Here is an 18,725-nt window from a genome sequence, read left to right on the forward strand (position 1 = left end):
TCCGTAAGAGCTCGCTCTTCAGGGCCGAAACATTAGCTGTTCAAGGGAGCGACATTCTTCAAGGGAGCGGTGTGGCTAGAGGGAACGGCCGAGGGCGTGGAGGTTCCAGCCGGCGGTGCGCCAGGTGGGGACGGGGAGGACGTTGCGGGCGTCGATAAGCGTCTTGGTTGCTACGAGCTGACCTGCATGTTCTGGATCGAGGTTCTTGAACTCGTCCCACTCGGTAGCGAGAATGACGAGTTCAGCGTCCGTGAGCGCATCATCAAGCGAGTCGGCGTAATCCAGCGTTGGGAAGACCTTGCGGGCGTTGTCCATCGCCTCCGGGTCGTAGACGCGCACGGACGCGCCGGCGAGATTGAGCTGACCGGCGACAGCGAGCGCGGGCGAATCACGCACATCATCCGAGTTCGGCTTAAACGCGGCACCAAGAACCGTGATGCGACGGCCGATGAGGGATCCGAGGATCTCGCGCGACAGATCAACGACGCGCTCACGGCGGCGCATGTTGATCGCGTCGACCTCACGGAGGAAAGTCAGAGCTTGGTCAGCACCGAGTTCGCCAGCGCGGGCCATGAACGCACGGATGTCCTTGGGCAAGCAGCCGCCACCGAAGCCGAGGCCAGCGCCGAGGAACTTGCGGCCGATGCGTTCATCGTGGCCGATGGCATCAGCAAGCTGGGTGACGTCCGCTCCGACGATTTCGCAGACCTCTGAGACCGCATTGATGAAGGAAATCTTCGTGGCCAGGAAGGCGTTGGCGGAGACTTTGACCAGTTCAGCGGTCTGCAAATCCGTCACGATGAACGGTGCCCCATCCGCCAGCGGGGTTGCGTATACTTCGCGGGCGATTTCTTCGGCGCGGCTTTCAGCGGGTTTCTCGGTGTCGCTTGTGCTGCGGACGCCGAGGACGATGCGGTCCGGCGTGATCGTGTCATTGACCGCGTAGCCCTCGCGGAGGAACTCGGGGTTCCAGGCGATCTCGATGGTGGCGGGGGCATTAATAAGCTTATTAGCCCGCTCTTGGAGGGCTTGAGCTGTGCCAACGGGCACCGTCGACTTGCCAAAGATCACGTGCTCTCCCTGCAAATGCGGCACGAGGCTATCCACTGCCGCCTCAACATAGGAGGTATCCGCCGCGTAACTTCCGCGCAGCTGCGGGGTGCCCACGCCGATGAAGTGCACGTTGGCGAACTCAGCGGCCTCTTTGTAATCCGTGGTGAAACGCAGTCGACCATTCGCGAGGTTCCGCTCCAGCACTTCCGGCAAACCAGGCTCGAAGAAGGGCACCTTCCCCGCCTTCAAAGTGTCGATTTTTGCCTGGTCAACGTCGATTCCCAGTACCTCGTGGCCGAGTTCCGCCATGCAAGCGGCGTGCGTCGCGCCGAGGTAACCGGTGCCAATCACAGTCATGCGCATACCGGCCATTATGACCCGTGCGGGGAGGTTACGCAGGGTGAGTGCGAGAAGGCGTTCGAGAAATCTGACGCTTTGGTGCAGGAGTCGGTATTAAAGGCGCAGGTGGCAGACAACCGCTTGGAAGAAATCTCGACTGTGAGGGAACCGAACGAGAGTTTCAGCAGTCTAAGTCAATATGAACAAACTTATTTTTCCGAAAGTCCACGACTTCATGGACATCACTTACCTAGTACAGGGCCATCTCCACCCTGCGGACGTGCCTGGCTCGGGCCAACACGCATCAGCAAAGTACCTGGCCTCAGGGTTTGCGCCCCGCCCTCCTGAGATCACCCGATTAGAAGCTCAAGCCCACCCACGCGGCCGGGGTTTCGAGGTGCCTGCAAACCTTCGTGCCATCGCCCAATCACTGGAGCATCCACACTGTGCAATTGCGGGGACTAGCGCGCTAGCGCTCTATGGCGTGCCTTACCTAGTGAATTCATGTGACACCACGCTCAACTCACCCACCTACAAGCGAGAAGACACCGGTGTCATAGTGAGGCGCCGAGAGACTCGCACCCCTTGGAACGTCACTTGGCGTGGCATTGACCTGCCTGTCAGTGAGCCACATGAAGCCGTGACGGAAGCGTTGCAAGACATACGTGCGGGATTTCACATGTGGCCCAAGCCTCGCTGGATCACCGACGGTCCCACCTACTGGGCCGTCATGCTCATTGACGCTGCTTGCCACCGTCTCTCCCTCTCCCCAGCGCTGCTGCTCAAGGCGTCACACTACCGGGTGAATAAACGATGGATGACCCAAGCAATGCGTCTGTCCAGCCCACTCGCAGAGTCTCCGAAGGAGACCGAAATGCGTCTCATGTGCATGGCGGTTCTGGGCCACATTCCATTAGCTTTCCGGCCGCAGTGGGATTACATCGTGGATGCACTCACACCATTGAAACTCCAGCTTGTAGAGCAAATGCCGGTCACGTTGGACAACCAACTTGTCACCGTGCTTGACCTGGCTATCCCAGAGCTAAGAATTGCTCTGATGTATGACGGGGAACACCATCTCGCTAGAAGTCAGCGCGATAAAGACTTTGACATCAACCTTGAATGCCAACTGCAGGGCTGGACTGTTCTGAGATTCTCCGCAGGGACGCTGCGGAAGCTGCCCTGGATCCTATTCAGGGCAGTGCAAGCCGCAGGAAAAGTGGGATGAAATGGCGGATTCGAGAAATCTCACACAATCTCCGTTTGCAGAACCTAAACGGGCAGGTCGCGGAAAAGGGGATGTGAGAAATCTCGGATGGGGCCCTAACGGATGGGCCCTAACGGATGGGCCCTAACGGATGGGCCAGTCCGCTTTGGCCCTAGCGGAAGTTCAGGTACGCCTTCGACGGGGTCGGGCCACGCTGACCTTGGTACTTGGAGCCGAGCTTGCTGGAGCCGTACGGGGTTTGGGCTGGGGAGCTCATCTTGAACAGGGCGAGCTGGCCGACCTTCATCCCGGGCCAGAGGGTGATGGGCAGGTTGGCCACGTTGGAAAGTTCCAGGGTAATGTGGCCGGAGAAGCCCGGGTCGATGAATCCGGCGGTGGAGTGGGTCAGCAGGCCCAGGCGGCCGAGGGAGGATTTGCCTTCGAGGCGGCCGGCGAGGTCGTCGGGAAGCGTGAAGTGCTCTAGTGTTGCGGCGAGCACAAATTCGCCGGGGTGCAGCACAAACGGCTCACCTTCGGGGACGGCGACCTCGGTGGTGAGGTCCGGCATTTCTTCTTTGGGGTCGATGTGCGTGTATTTGGAGTTGTTGAACACGCGGAAGAGGTTGTCAATCCGCACGTCGATGCTCGATGGCTGAATCAGATCCGGGTCGAACGGGTCGATCTGAAGGCGGCCGGACTCGATGGCGGAGGAAATGTCACGATCTGAAAGAAGCACATGCCAATCTTAACCCCGCGCATTTGGGGGCATGAGGGGTGGCGGTGTTACGATGTTCCCCGCTGCATTCATTGTGGCTGCGCCGGCGTAGTTTAGTGGTAGAACATCAGCTTCCCAAGCTGAGAGTGCGAGTTCGATTCTCGTCGCCGGCTCCAAGTGGGGGTGTTCCAGGGGGCTGGTCGAGAAATCTCGCGACCAACAAAATTCGACCTGGGGATTTACCGCACAAGGGCAGCGTCCCGGTCAGATTTCTCGGACTCACCCGAGGCTCAACCTGCTAGCGTGGCGCGTGTGCGCTTGCCTAAACCCGTGTTCAACAACCCGAACTTCACACCGGATCACCCCACACCGGTGGATCACCCCACACCGGTGTTGTTCGTGCATGGTTTTCAGGGCAGGACCAGTGCTTTTACGCGACAGGCTCGGTATCTTGCCGCGCATGGTTATTGGGTGTGGGGGTTTGATTATGGCCGGATGCGGGTACCGGGGTTGTATGGCACGGGGGACTTGGATGAGCTGGTCAACGAGTTGGCCGCCAATGTGGACAAGGTGCTCACGGCGACGGGGGCGAAGAAGGTGGACATCGTGGCGCATTCGCAGGGTGGCACGGTGACCAAGTTGTTCATTGCGGCCGGTGGGCATGAGAAGGTGCGGCGGGTGGTCACGATGGGTTCGCCGTTCCATGGCACGGACTTGGATGGGCGCGCTGCACTTATTTCCCCGCTATTGAACAAACAGAAAACCGTGGTGAACCGCCTTTTCGGGGAGAGCGTCACGCAGCACTTGGTGGGTTCGGAGTGGTTGCTGGCACGGGTGGTCCCGGATACGCACCCGGATGTGGTGTACACGTCGTTGTATTCGCGGCGGGATCATATTGTGACGCCGATGAGTACCTCCATGCTTGAGTCTGTGGACGGCGCGGATGTGGTGAATCTTGAGATCCCGGGCGCACCACTGCACCCTCTTATGCCACGAGATATGGAGATCGCGCGACTGACCCGCTGGGGTTTGGAGCGGGAACTGGGTGAGACCACCCCACCGTTTTAGTCGCAGCGGACGATCGGTTGGGGGCTGTACACGGTGGTGGTGGTTTCGCGGGAGATCTCGTTGCCCGCGAGGTCACGGACGATGCGGGTGTCAGAGGTGGTGAAGCCGGGGGCGCCGCCAGACGGGATGCAGCCGGAACCGGAGACGGTCTGTGGGGACGGGGAGGTTTGTGCCCAGCGGCCGCCGTTGATGGATTCAACGGTGCGATCTTTCACACCCATCATGCGGACGGTGATTTGGCCGCCGCCGAATTCGGTGACGATCTTCACGGGGTACGGGGTGTCGTTCTTAAACACCAGGTCGATGGAGCCTTCGTACACGGTGGCTTCGCGCCCGGCTGGGTAGCGGGAGATGTAGTAGGAGTGCGGGGTGTGGGCGACATCGGTCATGCCGGCGAAGTAGGCGGCGTTGTAGAGGGTGGTGGCGAATTGGGAGATGCCACCACCGACGGCGTTGCCAGCGCGGCCGTTGATGATGATGCCGGATTCCACATACCCTTGCGCCACTCCGCGCGGGCCGGTGTAGCCGTTGAGGGAGAAGGTTTGGCCGGGGCTGACCACAGCGCCGTTGACGGTGCGCGCCACGATTTCGATGTTGGTGCCGGATGCGGCGGAGTAGCCACCGGTGGTGAACGAGCCGACTTCTTCGTTGAAGGTGGCATTGTTCGCTTGCTCGGTGGTGAAGGTGGCGGGCACGTCGCGGTATTCGGCGTCCCATTCGCGGGGCTCGCCGCCAAGCACGCGGCGATCAAGATCACGCAGGACGTTGTCCCAGGCGATCTCGTTGCCATCCTGGGAGGGGGTCACCGCACCGGAGGCTGAAATCGTGGCGTTCTGGCTTTGCGTGATGGTGTCTTTGAGCTGTTCACCGAAGATTTCTTCGGCCTTGTCAGCGTGGACTTCGGGGACGATGGTTTTGTTTTCCGGTTCGTTGCGGAAGGTGACAATCTCACCCATGCGCGAAGGTTCAATGACGGCGTCGACCTTCTCCTCGCCCTGGCCGCCGCGCAGGGTCAGCGGCCCTTTGAGTGCCGCGGCCGCGGGTCCATCGACGGCTTGCTTGATCACATCGTCGTTAATCGCCGGCGCAGTGGTCTTCGGTTCAACGGTGACGCCATCCGGGTTGATCCAGTTCAGCGTCATCGCGCGTTCAAGGTCATCGCGCATGACGTGTTGGCCGTCGATGGGCTCCTCAACCTTGGCCTCACCATTGTCCAGCGCCAAAGTCCCATCCTTCGGTTCGCGCGCCAAAGCTGCAGATAGACGGTCGATTTCGGGTTGGAGTTTCTCGGCGTCGATCGTCGATACGATATCCACCTCGTTGGTGCGGAAGAAGCCGAGCAGGCGCGAGAGCGGGTTGAGGGATTCCACGCCAGCCGCATCGACAGTTGCCTGCCAGTCAGCGCCAAGACCAGCGTTTTCAGGGGTGAAGGTCTCCTCCATCTCGCCGGCATGCACAACTACAGGACGCTTATCGACGTCCCCCAGTTCCCCCTCCAACAAACTCACCGCCGCCGCGGGCTGCATTGTTCCAATTTCCACTCCACCGACCGTGGTGCCACGTGGCACGGTGCCGCGGTTGAACCCTACATCCGCGAGATATAGGCCAAGCAGAAGCACGAAGAAGCCGACGAAGAACCCCGCGGCGATCTTGCCACCACGGGAACCGCCGGACCAGTTCGTGGATGTTTGTTTGGAACTCACCCGATCCAGGGTAGTTGATGATCAAAATTCAGTGTCAATGAATTGTTGTTGGACACGGGTGGCTGCGGTGGTGATGCGCTCTTCGGGGATGTCGCCGTTGTTGACCGCGGCGACCACTCCGTCGATAGCCGCGGGCAGATCTGTACCGGATGACCACAGCGCCTGATCAGCACCGGCGGCGATGGCCCGGCGGACGGCTTCGGGGGTGGACATGTGGTCCGTAATGGCACGCATACCGGAGAGGTCATCGGTCACTGCGACCCCGTTGAAGGGAGACCCGCCGGGGTACGAACCGGAGCGCAAGAGCTCGTAAATGGCGGGATTGAGAGAAGCAGGAGTACCGTCCTCCCCTACTCCAGGGACGACCATGTGGCCGACCATGACGGAGGAGGTAGGGAATTTCGGCAGCACGGTGGCGTAGGGGGCAAGGTCAAACCCATTCAGTTCGTCCACGTGCGGGGTCACCGCAAGGGTGTGGTGGGTGTCGCCGCTGGCGCGGCCGTGGCCGGGGAAGTGTTTGAAGGTGGGGGCCACGTGCGCGTCGACAAGCCCCTGCGCAAAGAGCGTAGCTACCTCGCTGACGCGTTCCGGGGAGGGGCCGAAAGCGCGGTCGCCCACGATGTTGAGGTCCGTGACATCAAGATCCAGCAGCGGCGCGTAGTCCACGTTGATGCCGTATTGGCGCAGGCGATTACCAATGTCGTAGCCGGTACCCTGGATGACGCTGTTGGGTTGTTGAGCCAGCTCACGCGGACTGGGGAAGGACCCGAGGATCTGCGAGTGGCGTTGCACACGGCCGCCTTCGAAGTCGATGGCGACGATGAACGGGCGCTTGAACTCTTCCCGCAGCGCATTGATGTTACGGCCTTCTTCGGTGAGCAGACTTGGGTCCGCCCAGCTGGGGATGATCAGGCCGCCGACGCCTTGTTCGAGGGCGGCGCGGGCGTCGTCGTAAGTAGAAACCCCCACCACCATGAGTGATGCCACCCGCATGCGAAGATCCTCCGGCACGCGCTGTTGCGCCTCGCTCACGGGCGTTTCTGTGACGGTGTTGGTCACGGTGGCAGTGGATGTCTCCGGCGCGGACTCTGACGTGGTGGGCGCACACGCACTGAGCATGAGCGCAGCAGACAACGCCACAACGGCTGTGATGACTGCGCGCATGAAAAGTCCTTGGAGTACGTGGAAAACGGTTCCATCCTAACTCCCCGCGGCTGGTATGGTCTGTGAGCATGACAAACCGCACCGCATCGTGGCCGCGCCGCACGCTCGGCCCCGTTCTTGCCAGCGCCGTAACGGGCGTGGTGCTGGGCATCGTGGCGGTCGTGGGCATCGCGGGTTTCTCCGGGCAGAACCGTGTGCCCACCGGCAATGCTGTGCCCGCTGACCAGGCGGTTCTTGGTGGCCCGGAGTATGGCTCGCGCCAGTAGCGCGCATGTATATACGTGGCTGATACTTGGGCTGCTGGCGTTCCTGCAGGCCCCTGGCCGCACAGCAGCGGACACCAAGTTTGATCTGCTGGTGAATCCGGCGGGCTTCCTGGCTGCGGCGGGGCACGCGTACACCGATACGTTCACCTTGGGGCAGATTCAGAACCAGGCCTACGGGTACCTGTTCCCCCACGGCCTGTTCTTCCTGCTGACGGACCCGCTGCCGGACTGGGTGGCGCAGCGACTGTGGTGGACCGTGGTCATGGGGGTGGGTTTCTCCGGCACATACCTAGTGGCGCGCAAGCTCGGCTTCACTCCGTGGCCGGCCTGGGCAGCGGGGCTGCTGTACGCGTTGAGCCCGCGAGTGCTCACCACGCTGACCGCGATTTCTTCGGAAGCTTGGCCTGTTGCTTTGGTGCCGTGGACTCTGTTGCCGCTCCTCGGTACCACGAAATTGACGTGGCGTGATGTTGCCGCGTCGGTCGTGCCCATTGCTCTGATGGGCGCTGTGAACGCCACCGCGACGATGATGGCGTGCCTGCCCGCCTTCGTGCTTCTGCTGTGGCGCAGGGCGTGGAAGCACCTGGCTGGTTGGCTGGTCGGTGCCGCTGCGGTGAGTGCCTGGTGGATTGGCCCATTGTTGGTGTTGGGGAAGTATTCGGCGCCGTTTACGGATTTCATCGAGTCCTCCTACGTGACCACTCGGTGGCTCAACCTGGCGGAGATCTTCCGGGGCACAACCTCGTGGGCACCCTTCGTGGATACGGAGCGTACCGCCGGTCACCTCCTCGTCGCGGAACCTGTCTTTGTGCTGGCGACCATGGCTGTCGCGGCAGTCGGGATCGTCGGACTGGTCGCGTGGCACTCCCCTTGGCGCGGCTACTTCGTGGTGTTGCTGTGCCTCGGTGTGGCGCTCATGGGTGCGGCGCATGGCCCCTTCGAGCAGGCCTGGCTCAGCTTCTTGGACGGACCTGGCGCGCCCTTCCGTAACCTGCACAAGCTCGACCCGTTGGTGCGCCTGCCACTGGTCATCGGTGTGGCGGCGGTGCTCGCCCGCGTGAAACTGCCACAAGCGGTTGCGGTAGGACTCGCAGCGATCATCGCGGTGGCCCCGGCGTGGTCCCTGCGCTTGGCGCCTACTGGGACGTGGAAAGAGGTCTCCCCGAATTGGCTGGCAGCGGCAAAGTACCTGGACAACAACATGGCTGGGACGCGGACGCTCGTCGTGCCCGAGGCCTCCTTCGCCCGGCAGACCTGGGGGTGGACACGCGATGAGCCGATTCAGGCGCTCACCCACGTCCCCTTCGCGGTGCGTGACGCCGTGCCCCTCGTAGACCCGGAGGCCATCCGTGGCCTGGACGGGCAGGTCACGGCCCTGTCGCCGGAGGCCCTGCGCGCTATCGGAGTGGGCGCGGTGGTGGTGCGCAAGGACCTCGACCCAGAACAGGCCCCCACAGAACCCACCGACGCTTTCGGGGAACCGACGGTGACATTCGGCGACATTGACATCCACGTCCTCGACTCCACCCGCGGAATGATGATCGCCCCCACGAGCGCCCTCATCACCGTCAACGGCGGCGGGGAGGTTCTGCCACTGCTGGACAAGGAAATCGGCTACCAGCCGCGCATGCTCACCGACGACAACGAAGCGGACATCATCACCGACACCCCCGCCCTGGTGAAGCGCAATTACGGCACGCTGCGCGGCCCGGTCTCCGCCCACCTGCCGCCGGATCCCGCCAGCCCGCGCGAGGGCGGCAATGTGCGCAACAAACAGGTGGATTACCCCTCCGCCGGCCAGCGCGTAGGCGTGCGGGAAACGGGCGGAACCGTCAGCGCGTCCAGTTCCGCGGCGGATGCGGGTAGCTTCGGCGGCGCCATCCCGGCGCAGTCCCTCACCGCCGCAGTCGACGGCCTGGAGGACACGTTCTGGCACCCCGCGCCGGGCGATGCGGCCCCGTGGTTAGAAGTCGCCGCACCAGGTCCCATCACCATCACCGCCACCGAGGACACGCAGCTCACCGTCACCAGCCTCGACGGCGAGGAAGAGCTGTCCCTCACCGCAAATGAACCGGTCACCGTCACCGGCCCTGCCACCCTCTTCCCACACGACCCTGTGGGATTGAGCCTCGACGCACCGGTCCGCCGCATCGTCGAGGTCCCCGGCACCGGCGACACGTACTTCTTCCAGCGACTTCTCCCCGAAACGGATGTGCTCCAGCGCGCCTTCACCACCACCGCGGACTCCCAGTGGGAGCTCAGTGCGCACTCGCTTATCGACGGCACCCCCCATCCCCCCGGCCCCCTCACCCTTCCCTCCGGCCGCCACGAGTTGGTCAGTGATGCGGAGACAGTCACGCTGACCCGCGCACCCGTCCCAGCCGACACGTGGGCGCCTTTCACCGGCACCGTCAATGCCAGCGATGAGGAGCAGATCATCCTGACCACCCGCGCGTTCAACGAGGGCTTGCGTGGCACGATCGGCGATACCCCGCTGGAACCCGTGAAGGTGGATTCCGGCATGCAGGGCTTCATCGTCCCGGCGGGTGTGGCCGGCGAATTCACCTTGAGCTTCGCGGGTTCAAGTTTTTACCGCGCCAGCTTGCTCGGCGGTGGCGCACTCAGCGCACTCACGCTAGTCTTCTGCATTTTTATTTCGCGGCGCCACCCCCAAGCAACCGAAGCCGCACCCGTGGAGGCCCCCTACCTCACCGCCGCCGCCACCCTCGTGGCCGCGGGTGTCTGCGCGGGTGTCCTCGGCCTGGTCGCCTGGGCAGCGGGGATGGCCATCAAGCGGTTCACTCTCATCCCCACCTGGCTCCTTGGCTGGGGTGCGGCGGTGGTTATGGGGCTGTGGCTCGCCCGGGCACCGTGGCCGGCTGGGAACTATGCGGGGGATTCCCTCGCGATTGCTTTGGCTGGGTGCGTGGTGTTGGCCAGCCTTGCCGGATCCAGCGCGCAGCAGGCTTTTCCACCAGCTCGTAGCTGACGTAGGCCACCGCCACAGACACGGTGGCGGTGAACGCCAGCACGAGAACAAAGTCCACCGGCCGGCCCGAGAAAACGCGGATACCCAGCGCCGGGAAGGCAATGTCCAACACCGCCACGTGCCACAGGAAGATCCCATAGGACCACCTTCCGAGTGCGGTTGCCACCGCACCCGACAGGACAGTCCGCTGCCCCGTCTTCACCGGCCACAGCGCAAACGGCACCAGGAAGCAGGCGGCAAACACCGCACCCAGAAGAATGCGCGCGTTGAACTCAGCCGGGCTCGGATGCACCAACCCACGCGGGCCCACCCACTCGCGGCTAGCCAGCCATGCCACGGCCAAGCCAAGCACGGGCCCGATCCACCGCCACCGCAGGTTCCTCACCGGCCGGACAAGGCGGTAGCGCTCCACCTCCGCGCACACCAAGCCCACCGCGAACCAGGGGATGTAGGAGGGTGGGGTGGTTTGGAGGTTGAGGGGAAAGGGGGCGTCGATAAGCCAAGGCCACAGCACACTGCACACAACCGCAACTATGAGAGCGATGATGCGGCCTCGCGTGCGCAGGGCGAGATACGCGGGGAGAATGAGGTAGAACGCGACCTCGATGCACAGCGACCACATGTGGGTCAACCCCGCGACGAGGCCGTCTGGGACGTAGACCTGCACGAGGAAAAGGTTGGCTAATACTTGGGTGCGCGTGATGCCGCTCAGCGCGGGCAACGCCACCATGACCACGCTCACGCACGCGAGGTAACCAGGGGCGATGCGGGCCAGGCGCCGTCGATAGTAGCCCCGCCCATGCGTGCCGCGCGCGAGCAAGAATGCGGACAGCGCGAAGAAGACCGCGACGAAGTAATCGAAGCGTTCCAAAATCGCGGCACCGAGCGCCGTCTGGAAGGAAACATGCGTGATGACGATCCCGAGGGCCGCGACCGCCCGCAGGCCCTCGAGCTCCGGTAGGCGCGTGCTAGGGTTCGAGATACTCCAAGTGTAAAGGAGACCCATGAAGCGACTGTGGTGGTGCCTGGCTGTATTTGTGATCAGCGTGGCGCTGGGCAACTTTGTGGCACCCCCGGTAATCAGCTCCATGAAACCGCTGGCCAACGGTGAACATGTTGTGGAATGGAGCGACGGCACCCGCGAGGTGTTCAACGTCACCGGCCCTAAGAAAGATGCCATGGTGACGGTGGGCGATGAGCAGATGGAAATCTCCCGCTTCTCCATGGAAACACCGCAAGGCCTCGTGTTTTTCTTCCCGTGGGAGCCGGAGCACCGTAGTTTTGCGTTTTACGACGTCTCCACCGCCACCACCGCCCCCCTTGATTACGTTGGGCCAGTGGAAGTGAATGGGCTGCGCGCGCTGCGGTTCTCAGGCGAGTTTGGCTCGGCTGACTCTCTTGACTCTTCTGACTCTCCTGATCGAGTAACCCGCACTTTTGATGTGGAGCGCCGCACCGGCGGTGTCGTGGCCGCTACGCGCACGACCGCTGACGGGGAGGTCACCCTTGCTGCGAGTACCCAAGATGAATTGGTCCGTGAGGCCGCTTCCCGCGTCCGCATTCTGTGGTGGCTGCAATTCCTCGCCCTCGCGGGACGAGTATTTGCTGTTCTGGCTGCTGTCATGGGGTTGATCATTCTTGTCCGGCGGGTTTAGTCGTTCCCTCACAGTTGCCTGGGGGACCTTCCTCGTTGGGGCACTCACCTGGCCATTCTGGTTGGTCTTCGCGCGACCCGGCGCGGCTCTAGCTGCCCGCGACATGATGGTGCTGCCCCACCCCTATCTCACCCACGCATCCCTGGGTTTCGGGGACTTGGCTGCCCGGAATGTCCCGCAGGATGCCGTGTTGGCGGTGGTGGGGATGGTTCTGCCAGCGACGTTCTTCGTGGCCATCGCGGTCACGGCTGCTGCAGGGGCGGCGACGTGGATGGGTTCACGCTTAGGCTCATCCCCCTGGACTCGCGCCGCTGCCATGACGGTGGCAGTGTGGAACCCCTTCGCGGTGGAACGCCTCCTGCAGGGCCAGTGGTCCCTGGCCCTGGTGGCGTGGCTCTTGCCCGCGGTGGCGTTCTGCCGTGGTCCCGGGCGTCTTCTGGCTGTCTGGGGATGTTCGCTGACCCCCACCGGTGGATTGTTTGCCCTGGCTACAGTACTGCTGGTGCGGCGCTCAAAGCTCGCCGTGGGGACCGCCGCGTTGGCGTGTCTGCCGTGGGTGGGGGCGACGGTGCTGCAGGTCGTGGACGGCGCTGCCTCCGCTTCGTCTGCTGCTGCTTTCGCCCCGCGTGCGGAAACCTATACCGGCACGCTCGGCGCCCTCCTCGGCCTGGGCGGGATCTGGAACGCCGATGCGGTGCCGGCCTCCCGCTCGGCTGGTTTCGCTCTCGCTGGGATCGTGTTGTTCCTAGTGTTGGCTCTCGCGCTGCGCCGAGTGCCCCGCTCGATGCTGGTCCTCGCCTGTATCGGCTTCGCTGTGCCGCTGGTGTCCTGGTTGCTTCCAGGCGTGCAGGCCTTGATTGTCAGCCACGTCCCCGGTGGTGGGCTCGTGCGGGATGCACAGAAGTTCCTGGCCTTGGCGGTGCCGGCGTATGTTCTCGCCGCCGCACGCCTGTCCCGCAATGACCTGGCTGGCGCCGCACTTGGCCTGGCGCTCCTCCAAGTCCCGGACGCGCCCCGGGCGCTGGCGGTGCTCGCACCGGTGGAGGTCACCGTGCCTGCCATCGCGCACGAGGGCCGCGATGTCTTCTTCCCCGACAGACCCACCCTGCTCACCCGCACCGATGGCGTGCCCGTGGTGGATCCCGCCACCAAGGCCATGAACGTGGTGGAATCCGGGGTGCTCACCGTGGACGGGGTGGAAGTGGATGGGCCGCCGCCGCGCTGGCAGGTGGCGGACGTGTTGTTCAACAACGGCATGCTCTCCCCTGAAGCCCCGGAAAAAGCCCAGTGGTACTTCTCCGACCCGCAGGTGGGCCTGGTCGCGCGGCCGGATGGGCGTGGCGGGTACATCGTCGAGGACACCGGCATCCCGGCCCGCCCTCTGCCCCTGAGCGGATTGGCGCTACTCAGCCTGTGGTTCGCGGTGCCGCTGCTGGCGCTGCTGGACCGCCGCAAGCCCTAAAGCCCAAAGTCCCTAGAGCCCCTCGATCAGCTCCGCGAATTTCCGCCCCGTCTCCGCCCATGAAAAGCGGCCTGACCAGGCGCGAGCGCGATCACCCAGACGTGCCAGAGACTCCGGCTGAGCGATGAGCTCCCGCACCGCCTCCGTGAACTCAGCTTCGCTGTCAACCAGCACGCCCGTCTCGCCATCAATGATGGAATCCCTGAGACCACCCGCTGACCGGTAGCCCACGGTGGGCACCCCATGCTGGGCGGCTTCCACCACCGCGATGCCCCAGCCTTCCTTGGCAGACGGCATGAGGTGCAGCGAGGCGCGGGCAAGGAGGGCGTGCTTCAGGTCATCGCCGACGTGCCCGTGGAACACCACCCGCTCCCCCAGGTCGGCAGCGTAGGCACGCAGTTGGTCCTCCCACCAGCCGGAACCAATGATGTCCAGCACCACCCCCGGCAGGTCCCGCACCGCATCAATGGCCTGCTCGATGCGTTTGTGCGGGACGAGGCGGGAGAGGGTGACTATGTGGGTCTGGCCACTCGGCAGCAACATTGGCAAGCGCATGGGCACCGGATCGACCCCGTTTTCAATGATGCTGATGTCACGGGCCCGCACACCGAGCGCCACCAGGTCAGCCTTGGAGGCCTGCGACACCGTCACGTACGGCGCGTCACGGTACACGCGCGGCGCAACGCGCGATTCCAGGAACCAGCCGAACCGCCCAATGATCGGCCCCGCCACCGGCCATTGCTCCTTATGGCAATGGTGTGTGAGCAGCACCACCGGCGCGCGCGTAAACAGCCGCGCAAAGAACGGAATCCCGTTTTGCGTATCCACCACCACATCGGGCCGATGCCGCCACACGGCAAACAGTGCGCGCAGGTAGACGGTGTATTTGCCACCGGCACGCTCAAAACGGATGCCATCACGCACGGCACGACGCGGGACGTCGGTGTGCGCTGCGCTGCGATAAACCACCTCATGCCCCCGCGCGGCCAGGTGCGCGCCCACTCGCTCCAAGTAGCGCTCACTGCCGCCGCCCTGCGGGTGGGTGGTGTCACGCCAGCAGAGGAGGAGAATCTTCATCGCCTGTCGATGGTAGCACCGCGTATACTCCACCCAATGCCCCTGCCACGGACCCGCCGTTTTGCCACCCTGCGGCGTTCCCTGCGCCTGCTCGCCTCCTTCCGCCACGAGCAAAGCGCACCCGCGAAGTTCTACGGTGCTCTCGCCCAAGACACGCGCATGCTTATCGACGCCCTCCTGGCCGACACCCCCCACCCTCTCCCCACCCGTTCCGTCTTGGACGTGGGCGGCGGCCCCGGCTACTTCACCGATGCGTTTGCGGACACCTGGTACATCGGCCTGGAACCCAACGTGTCGGAGATGTCCGCCGCCGGCCTGACCGGCTACGGCGCCGTACGCGGTGACGGCACCGCGCTGCCTTTCCGGGACCACTCCTTCGACGTGGTGTACTCCTCCAACGTCGCCGAACACATCCCCAACTGGCAGGCCATGGGGGAAGAAATGCTCCGCGTGACCAAACCGGGCGGACTGACTATCCTCAGCTACACCGTCTGGCTCGGCCCCTTCGGCGGCCACGAAACCGGCCTGTGGCAGCACTACGTGGGCGGTGACTTTGCTCGCCGCCACTACGAGAAGAAGCACGGCCATCCCCCCAAGAATGTGTGGGGCACCTCCCTTTTTGCCGTCTCCGCCCGCGAGGGTTTGTCCTGGGCCCGCCATATGGACGCCACCGGCCGCGCCGAACTCGTCGCCGCTTTCCCCCGCTATCACCCGCGCTGGGCGTGGTGGGTCACCCACGTTCCCGTCCTGCGTGAGTTCGCGGTGTCGAACCTGGTGCTCGTCCTCCGCCCGCCAGCCGCCTGACCCGGCTGCATGCACGATTCTCATATAAACAAGAAGACGCAGAACTATTGCATCTTCACCGAGAGTATTTATTATGATTTCATGCTCTTAGACTTCACCGTTGCTAACTTCCGCTCCATTTATCAGCCCGCCTCACTGAACATGGTTGCCACCCGTGAACAGCACTTACGGGAACGAAACCCGGTGCTCTCGAAGCGGTACCAGAAAACCCTCAACCCTATTGCTGGTCTCTTTGGCGCGAACGCTGCGGGAAAGTCAAATTTCCTCAAAGCGATGCAAACGCTGAAAGATTTAGTCTCTAACCCTCCCCGCCCAAACGAGCCGATGCCCTACGATCCCTTCGCCTTGGAGCACTCCGCTTCGAAGCAACCAACCTCGTTTGAATTGCTGTTTGAGTGGAACGGGATGATGTATGAGTACGTGCTCTGCTTCAACGCGCATTCTGTCGTCGAAGAATACCTGACCAAGCTGCTTTCTCGCGTGGATCAAGAAGTGTTTGCCCGGGAAGGCGACACGTTTTCGTTTCCGTATCTCGACCAAGAGGACTCCGGCGCGGAGAAAGTACGGACATTGCTTGAAGCCGTACCAAAGAAGGTGCCACTAGCGTCGTATGTGGCGGAGGTGAATTTTGGTGGGGACGTCGATAAGCAAATGCTCGAACCTCTGCTGGCAGTGAGCGAATTCCTAAAGGCAGTGCTGGTAGTACCTGCAGGCGCGGTGGATGTGACAACGGGACAGTTCGGTGTTGGAGACTGGCAGAAAACCATCACGCACATCGACGCTGGCATTGCCGGTGTCCATGCCGAGGAAGTGGAACCTTCCGCAATGGGCGTGAGCCCTGAGTACTTGCGTGAGTACCGGCAAGCACTCGAACGCTACCCAGCGCCCATCGAGGCGGAAAACGAACACGGCCGATTCCGGGTAGCACTAAAAGGGGACAATTTGGTGGTGCACCGGATGACACTGGAGCACGACAACGGCACAAACACGCCTGTGCGTCTGAAATGGTCAGATGAATCCGACGGGACGAAAGCGGCAGCCCGCTTGCTGGAATTGGTTTCCGTCTTAGCAGCAAAGGGTGCGCGCGGAGTTCTCATGATTGATGAGATTGACCGTAGTTTTCACACCGAACTATCCCGCGCACTCATCCGCGGGTTCCTCAACACATGCGAGCCAGATAGCAGAGCACAGTTGATTTTCACCACACACGATCTGCTACTTATGGATCCGCAGATACTCCGCCGCGACGAGATCTGGCTGATCGAAAAAGATCACCGCGGCCAAACTTCTGCAACGGCGCTTTCTGACTACGAGGGGGCCCGCAAAGACGCCGACCTCCGCAAGAGCTACTTACAGGGGCGTTTCGGAGGAGTTCCCGCGCTGGATCCGCTGGAGTTTGCACATGGTTAGCCGGAAAAGGAGCGTGTCCGGTAGACAGCGGCGCCGTGACAAGCTCGGGCGGAAAACTCATTCGTCTGGCACCCGGAAAATCCGTTCGTTGTTTGGCATTGTGGTCGAAGGGGAAACGGAGAAACGCTACTTCGACATGGATTACTTCCATGAACCTTCAGTCAAAGTGATGGTCAATCCCGGTAAACCCAATGATCCACCTGCATTAGCTCGCGCAGCTGACGCGCTCATCGAGGAATTGAAGCGTGGCGGAGAGCTACGAAGTGGGGATCAGATGTGGGTGGTACTCGACGCTGACGACTGGGCGGATGCCCAACTCGAAGAGGTATTCCGGTGGTCGCGGGAGCGGAGCGAAAAAGGGGATAGAGGAGTTGGGCTCTGCATTCCACAGTTCGAGTATTGGCTTCTCCTCCACTTTGAGGACGGCCGTGGCGTAGGCACGAAATCCGAGGTACTTCACCGGTTAGAGCGCTATCTGCCGGGGTACAGAAAGAACGTGCCAATGTCTTTCTCTGAGACCGACATTAAAACTGCGATCTCTCGCGCTCGATCGCGTGTACCGGAAGAATTTGTCAGTTTGGCCGAGCTCGATGCCACCGTTGGGCGGGGGACTGCTTCGACGACGGTTCACTTTCTCGTCGAACGCTTGGTGCATTCGCTTAACGACGCCCGCGCCCGCCCCCACTAGCCCCAAATCGCGGCGAAGGCATCTTGGGCGAGGACCCAGTCCAGCGCCACTCGCTCCTGCTCCAGCCGACGGTTGCCGCGGGTGACCAGGAGACGACGGGCGCATTCCTCCTCCTCGGTGAGGTGCGGCAGGTGGCGGGTGGGATCGCCAGGATCTTCCACTGACAGGTGCAAAAACCTCTCGACGGTCGCACTATCCATCCCCACACTCCTCACAGCCCCCGGTACTGGCATGTGGCTGCGTAGCGCGTTGAGGATGGCGTAGCCGTCCGCATCCGCATCACCCCAGTACAGGACGTTGGCGGTGCGGATCCAATCCAGCTCCGCCAACTGTGCCCCGCTGTACCCAGCGCCAAACACAAGGACGGCGTTGGACCCAACAGGGGCCTGCGGCAGTGCGAGGAAGGTCTCCTTGTTCTCCACGACCACCACCGTCAAACCGTGGGGGAGCCGCAGGGCGTTAACCGGCACAGCGATGTCCAGGAGATCAGGGGTGGGGGCGAGGGAGGGGTCGAGGAAGCGGAGGCGGAGGGTGGCGTCAGTCAGCGAGAGCCCCAAACTGGCGTAGCCGAGCGGTTTGAGCAGGCGCAATAGGAGGCCCTGGTGGCGGTCGATCCATTTGGTGTCCACACCTTCGACGGGCACGGCGCGCGGGCGAAGGCCAGAGGCAGGGTGGACATACAGCCAGGTCAGGACACTGAGCATGCGGGTGAAGTCCGCATCATCCATGGGCAGCCACGCGTTGTGACTGCGCGCGGCGGCCACCCGAAAACCGGGCAAACCCGGCGAATACGGGAACAGCGCCACAAGTGCGGCAAAGCGCGAACGCGCCAACGCCAACGTGTCAGCCTGCCCGGTGAGTTCCGCTACCCGCTCCCAACTGCCAATATTCACGCGTACCGGCATGCGCTGCTGCCCCAGGTGCGCCCAGCGTCGGGTGGCCCATTCCACTTCGGCTTGAGGCTCGTATGCTTGCCAGGCGCGGACAAACAAGGTGGCGGAAGCAGGGTCCGCCAGGACACTCTTGGCGGTCGGCGGGTGCAGGGGAATCGATCCGGGCAAGCCAGATCCCAACAGCGCACGCTCAATGTTGAGGCTCAACGGAAGCTGATCAGGTAAACGCATC

Annotated in this window: 15 protein-coding genes, 1 tRNA gene and 1 pseudogene; 10 read left to right on the forward strand and 7 right to left on the reverse strand. The window is 62.9% G+C overall.

The genetic code is table 11. The annotated features are described in order from the left end of the window. Nucleotides 1-75: 75 nt before the first annotated feature. Nucleotides 76-1,416: a UDP-glucose dehydrogenase family protein gene (locus tag QP968_RS04785; protein ID WP_284855270.1), complete on the reverse strand. Its 1,341-nt coding sequence runs from the start codon at nucleotides 1,414-1,416 to the stop codon at nucleotides 76-78. A gap of 655 nt (nucleotides 1,417-2,071) precedes the next feature. On the opposite strand from QP968_RS04785, the gene QP968_RS04790 reads away from it, so the two are divergent. Beyond that, the gene (locus tag QP968_RS04790; protein WP_284855271.1) at nucleotides 2,072-2,620 is read left to right on the forward strand and encodes a putative endonuclease domain-containing protein; all 549 of its coding nucleotides are present in this window, start codon (nucleotides 2,072-2,074) and stop codon (nucleotides 2,618-2,620) included. A gap of 151 nt (nucleotides 2,621-2,771) precedes the next feature. Here the strand turns inward: QP968_RS04790 and dcd are convergent, their stop codons facing one another. Then, the gene (gene dcd / locus QP968_RS04795; protein WP_284855272.1) at nucleotides 2,772-3,335 is read right to left on the reverse strand and encodes a dCTP deaminase; all 564 of its coding nucleotides are present in this window, start codon (nucleotides 3,333-3,335) and stop codon (nucleotides 2,772-2,774) included. Nucleotides 3,336-3,416: 81 nt separating this feature from the next. Between dcd and QP968_RS04800 the strand changes: the two genes are divergently transcribed. Continuing rightward, nucleotides 3,417-3,490: transfer RNA gene (locus QP968_RS04800), tRNA-Gly, on the forward strand. A gap of 136 nt (nucleotides 3,491-3,626) precedes the next feature. Beyond that, entirely contained in the window at nucleotides 3,627-4,382 is a 756-nt protein-coding gene (locus QP968_RS04805; RefSeq protein ID WP_284855273.1) for an alpha/beta fold hydrolase, read from the forward strand. Here QP968_RS04805 and QP968_RS04810 read toward each other — a convergent pair. Beyond that, nucleotides 4,379-6,085: a VanW family protein gene (locus tag QP968_RS04810; protein WP_284855274.1), complete on the reverse strand. Its 1,707-nt coding sequence runs from the start codon at nucleotides 6,083-6,085 to the stop codon at nucleotides 4,379-4,381. The genes QP968_RS04805 and QP968_RS04810 overlap by 4 nt on opposite strands. Before the next feature lie 21 nt (nucleotides 6,086-6,106). After that, nucleotides 6,107-7,249: a glycoside hydrolase family 3 N-terminal domain-containing protein gene (locus tag QP968_RS04815; protein WP_284855275.1), complete on the reverse strand. Its 1,143-nt coding sequence runs from the start codon at nucleotides 7,247-7,249 to the stop codon at nucleotides 6,107-6,109. A 68-nt stretch (nucleotides 7,250-7,317) separates the two neighbouring features. Between QP968_RS04815 and QP968_RS04820 the strand changes: the two genes are divergently transcribed. After that, nucleotides 7,318-7,515, forward strand: coding sequence for a DUF2613 domain-containing protein (locus QP968_RS04820; protein WP_034662727.1), 198 nt, complete (start codon nucleotides 7,318-7,320; stop codon nucleotides 7,513-7,515). Then, entirely contained in the window at nucleotides 7,499-10,504 is a 3,006-nt protein-coding gene (locus tag QP968_RS11285) for an alpha-(1->3)-arabinofuranosyltransferase domain-containing protein (RefSeq protein WP_350309331.1), read from the forward strand. The genes QP968_RS04820 and QP968_RS11285 overlap by 17 nt, the downstream gene beginning before the upstream one ends. Before the next feature lie 64 nt (nucleotides 10,505-10,568). Here QP968_RS11285 and QP968_RS04830 read toward each other — a convergent pair. Next, a pseudogene (locus QP968_RS04830) lies at nucleotides 10,569-11,594 on the reverse strand (acyltransferase family protein); the annotation flags it as partial. On the opposite strand from QP968_RS04830, the gene QP968_RS04835 reads away from it, so the two are divergent. Together QP968_RS04835 and QP968_RS04840 are read left to right on the forward strand one after the other, a co-directional pair. Beyond that, entirely contained in the window at nucleotides 11,509-12,159 is a 651-nt protein-coding gene (locus QP968_RS04835) for a porin PorA family protein (protein ID WP_284855277.1), read from the forward strand. The pseudogene QP968_RS04830 and the gene QP968_RS04835 overlap by 86 nt on opposite strands. Next, the gene (locus QP968_RS04840) at nucleotides 12,143-13,621 is read left to right on the forward strand and encodes an MmpA family trehalose lipid delivery protein (protein WP_284855278.1); all 1,479 of its coding nucleotides are present in this window, start codon (nucleotides 12,143-12,145) and stop codon (nucleotides 13,619-13,621) included. The genes QP968_RS04835 and QP968_RS04840 overlap by 17 nt, the downstream gene beginning before the upstream one ends. Nucleotides 13,622-13,633: 12 nt before the next feature. On the opposite strand, the gene QP968_RS04845 is transcribed toward QP968_RS04840, so the two are convergent. Then, entirely contained in the window at nucleotides 13,634-14,698 is a 1,065-nt protein-coding gene (locus QP968_RS04845) for a glycosyltransferase family 4 protein (RefSeq protein ID WP_284855279.1), read from the reverse strand. A 36-nt stretch (nucleotides 14,699-14,734) separates the two neighbouring features. Between QP968_RS04845 and QP968_RS04850 the strand changes: the two genes are divergently transcribed. The 3 genes from QP968_RS04850 to QP968_RS04860 are packed head-to-tail and all read left to right on the forward strand — an operon-like array spanning nucleotide 14,735 to nucleotide 17,600. Next, on the forward strand, nucleotides 14,735-15,502 hold the full coding sequence (locus QP968_RS04850; protein ID WP_284855280.1) for a class I SAM-dependent methyltransferase: 768 nt from the start codon (nucleotides 14,735-14,737) through the stop codon (nucleotides 15,500-15,502). A 9-nt stretch (nucleotides 15,503-15,511) separates the two neighbouring features. Further along, a complete protein-coding gene (locus QP968_RS04855; RefSeq protein WP_284855281.1) occupies nucleotides 15,512-16,912 on the forward strand; it encodes an AAA family ATPase in 1,401 nt (466 codons plus the stop codon). A gap of 13 nt (nucleotides 16,913-16,925) precedes the next feature. Further along, nucleotides 16,926-17,600, forward strand: a complete 675-nt coding sequence (locus tag QP968_RS04860) for an RloB family protein (protein WP_284855282.1) — start codon at nucleotides 16,926-16,928, stop codon at nucleotides 17,598-17,600. Here QP968_RS04860 and QP968_RS04865 read toward each other — a convergent pair. Further along, nucleotides 17,597-18,724 (reverse strand): DUF3322 domain-containing protein, encoded by a 1,128-nt coding sequence (locus QP968_RS04865; protein WP_284855283.1) that lies wholly within the window; start codon nucleotides 18,722-18,724, stop codon nucleotides 17,597-17,599. The two genes, QP968_RS04860 and QP968_RS04865, sit on opposite strands and share 4 nt — an antisense overlap. Nucleotide 18,725 lies beyond the last annotated feature (1 nt).

This window comes from Corynebacterium sp. MSK041 (genome assembly GCF_030232265.1).
GTDB lineage: Bacteria > Actinomycetota > Actinomycetes > Mycobacteriales > Mycobacteriaceae > Corynebacterium.

What these genes read in the sequence shown, in the direction of transcription:
- QP968_RS04855 (WP_284855281.1), top strand. Translation starts at nt 15,512, where the DNA reads ATGCACGATTCTCATATAAACAAGAAGACGCAGAACTATTGCATCTTC.
- QP968_RS04820 (WP_034662727.1), top strand. Translation starts at nt 7,318, where the DNA reads ATGACAAACCGCACCGCATCGTGGCCGCGCCGCACGCTCGGCCCCGTT.
- QP968_RS04865 (WP_284855283.1), bottom strand. Translation starts at nt 18,724, where the DNA reads ATGCGTTTACCTGATCAGCTTCCGTTGAGCCTCAACATTGAGCGTGCG.
- QP968_RS04785 (WP_284855270.1), bottom strand. Translation starts at nt 1,416, where the DNA reads ATGCGCATGACTGTGATTGGCACCGGTTACCTCGGCGCGACGCACGCC.
- QP968_RS11285 (WP_350309331.1), top strand. Translation starts at nt 7,499, where the DNA reads ATGGCTCGCGCCAGTAGCGCGCATGTATATACGTGGCTGATACTTGGG.
- QP968_RS04850 (WP_284855280.1), top strand. Translation starts at nt 14,735, where the DNA reads ATGCCCCTGCCACGGACCCGCCGTTTTGCCACCCTGCGGCGTTCCCTG.
- QP968_RS04845 (WP_284855279.1), bottom strand. Translation starts at nt 14,698, where the DNA reads ATGAAGATTCTCCTCCTCTGCTGGCGTGACACCACCCACCCGCAGGGC.
- QP968_RS04790 (WP_284855271.1), top strand. Translation starts at nt 2,072, where the DNA reads ATGTGGCCCAAGCCTCGCTGGATCACCGACGGTCCCACCTACTGGGCC.
- QP968_RS04835 (WP_284855277.1), top strand. Translation starts at nt 11,509, where the DNA reads ATGAAGCGACTGTGGTGGTGCCTGGCTGTATTTGTGATCAGCGTGGCG.
- QP968_RS04815 (WP_284855275.1), bottom strand. Translation starts at nt 7,249, where the DNA reads ATGCGCGCAGTCATCACAGCCGTTGTGGCGTTGTCTGCTGCGCTCATG.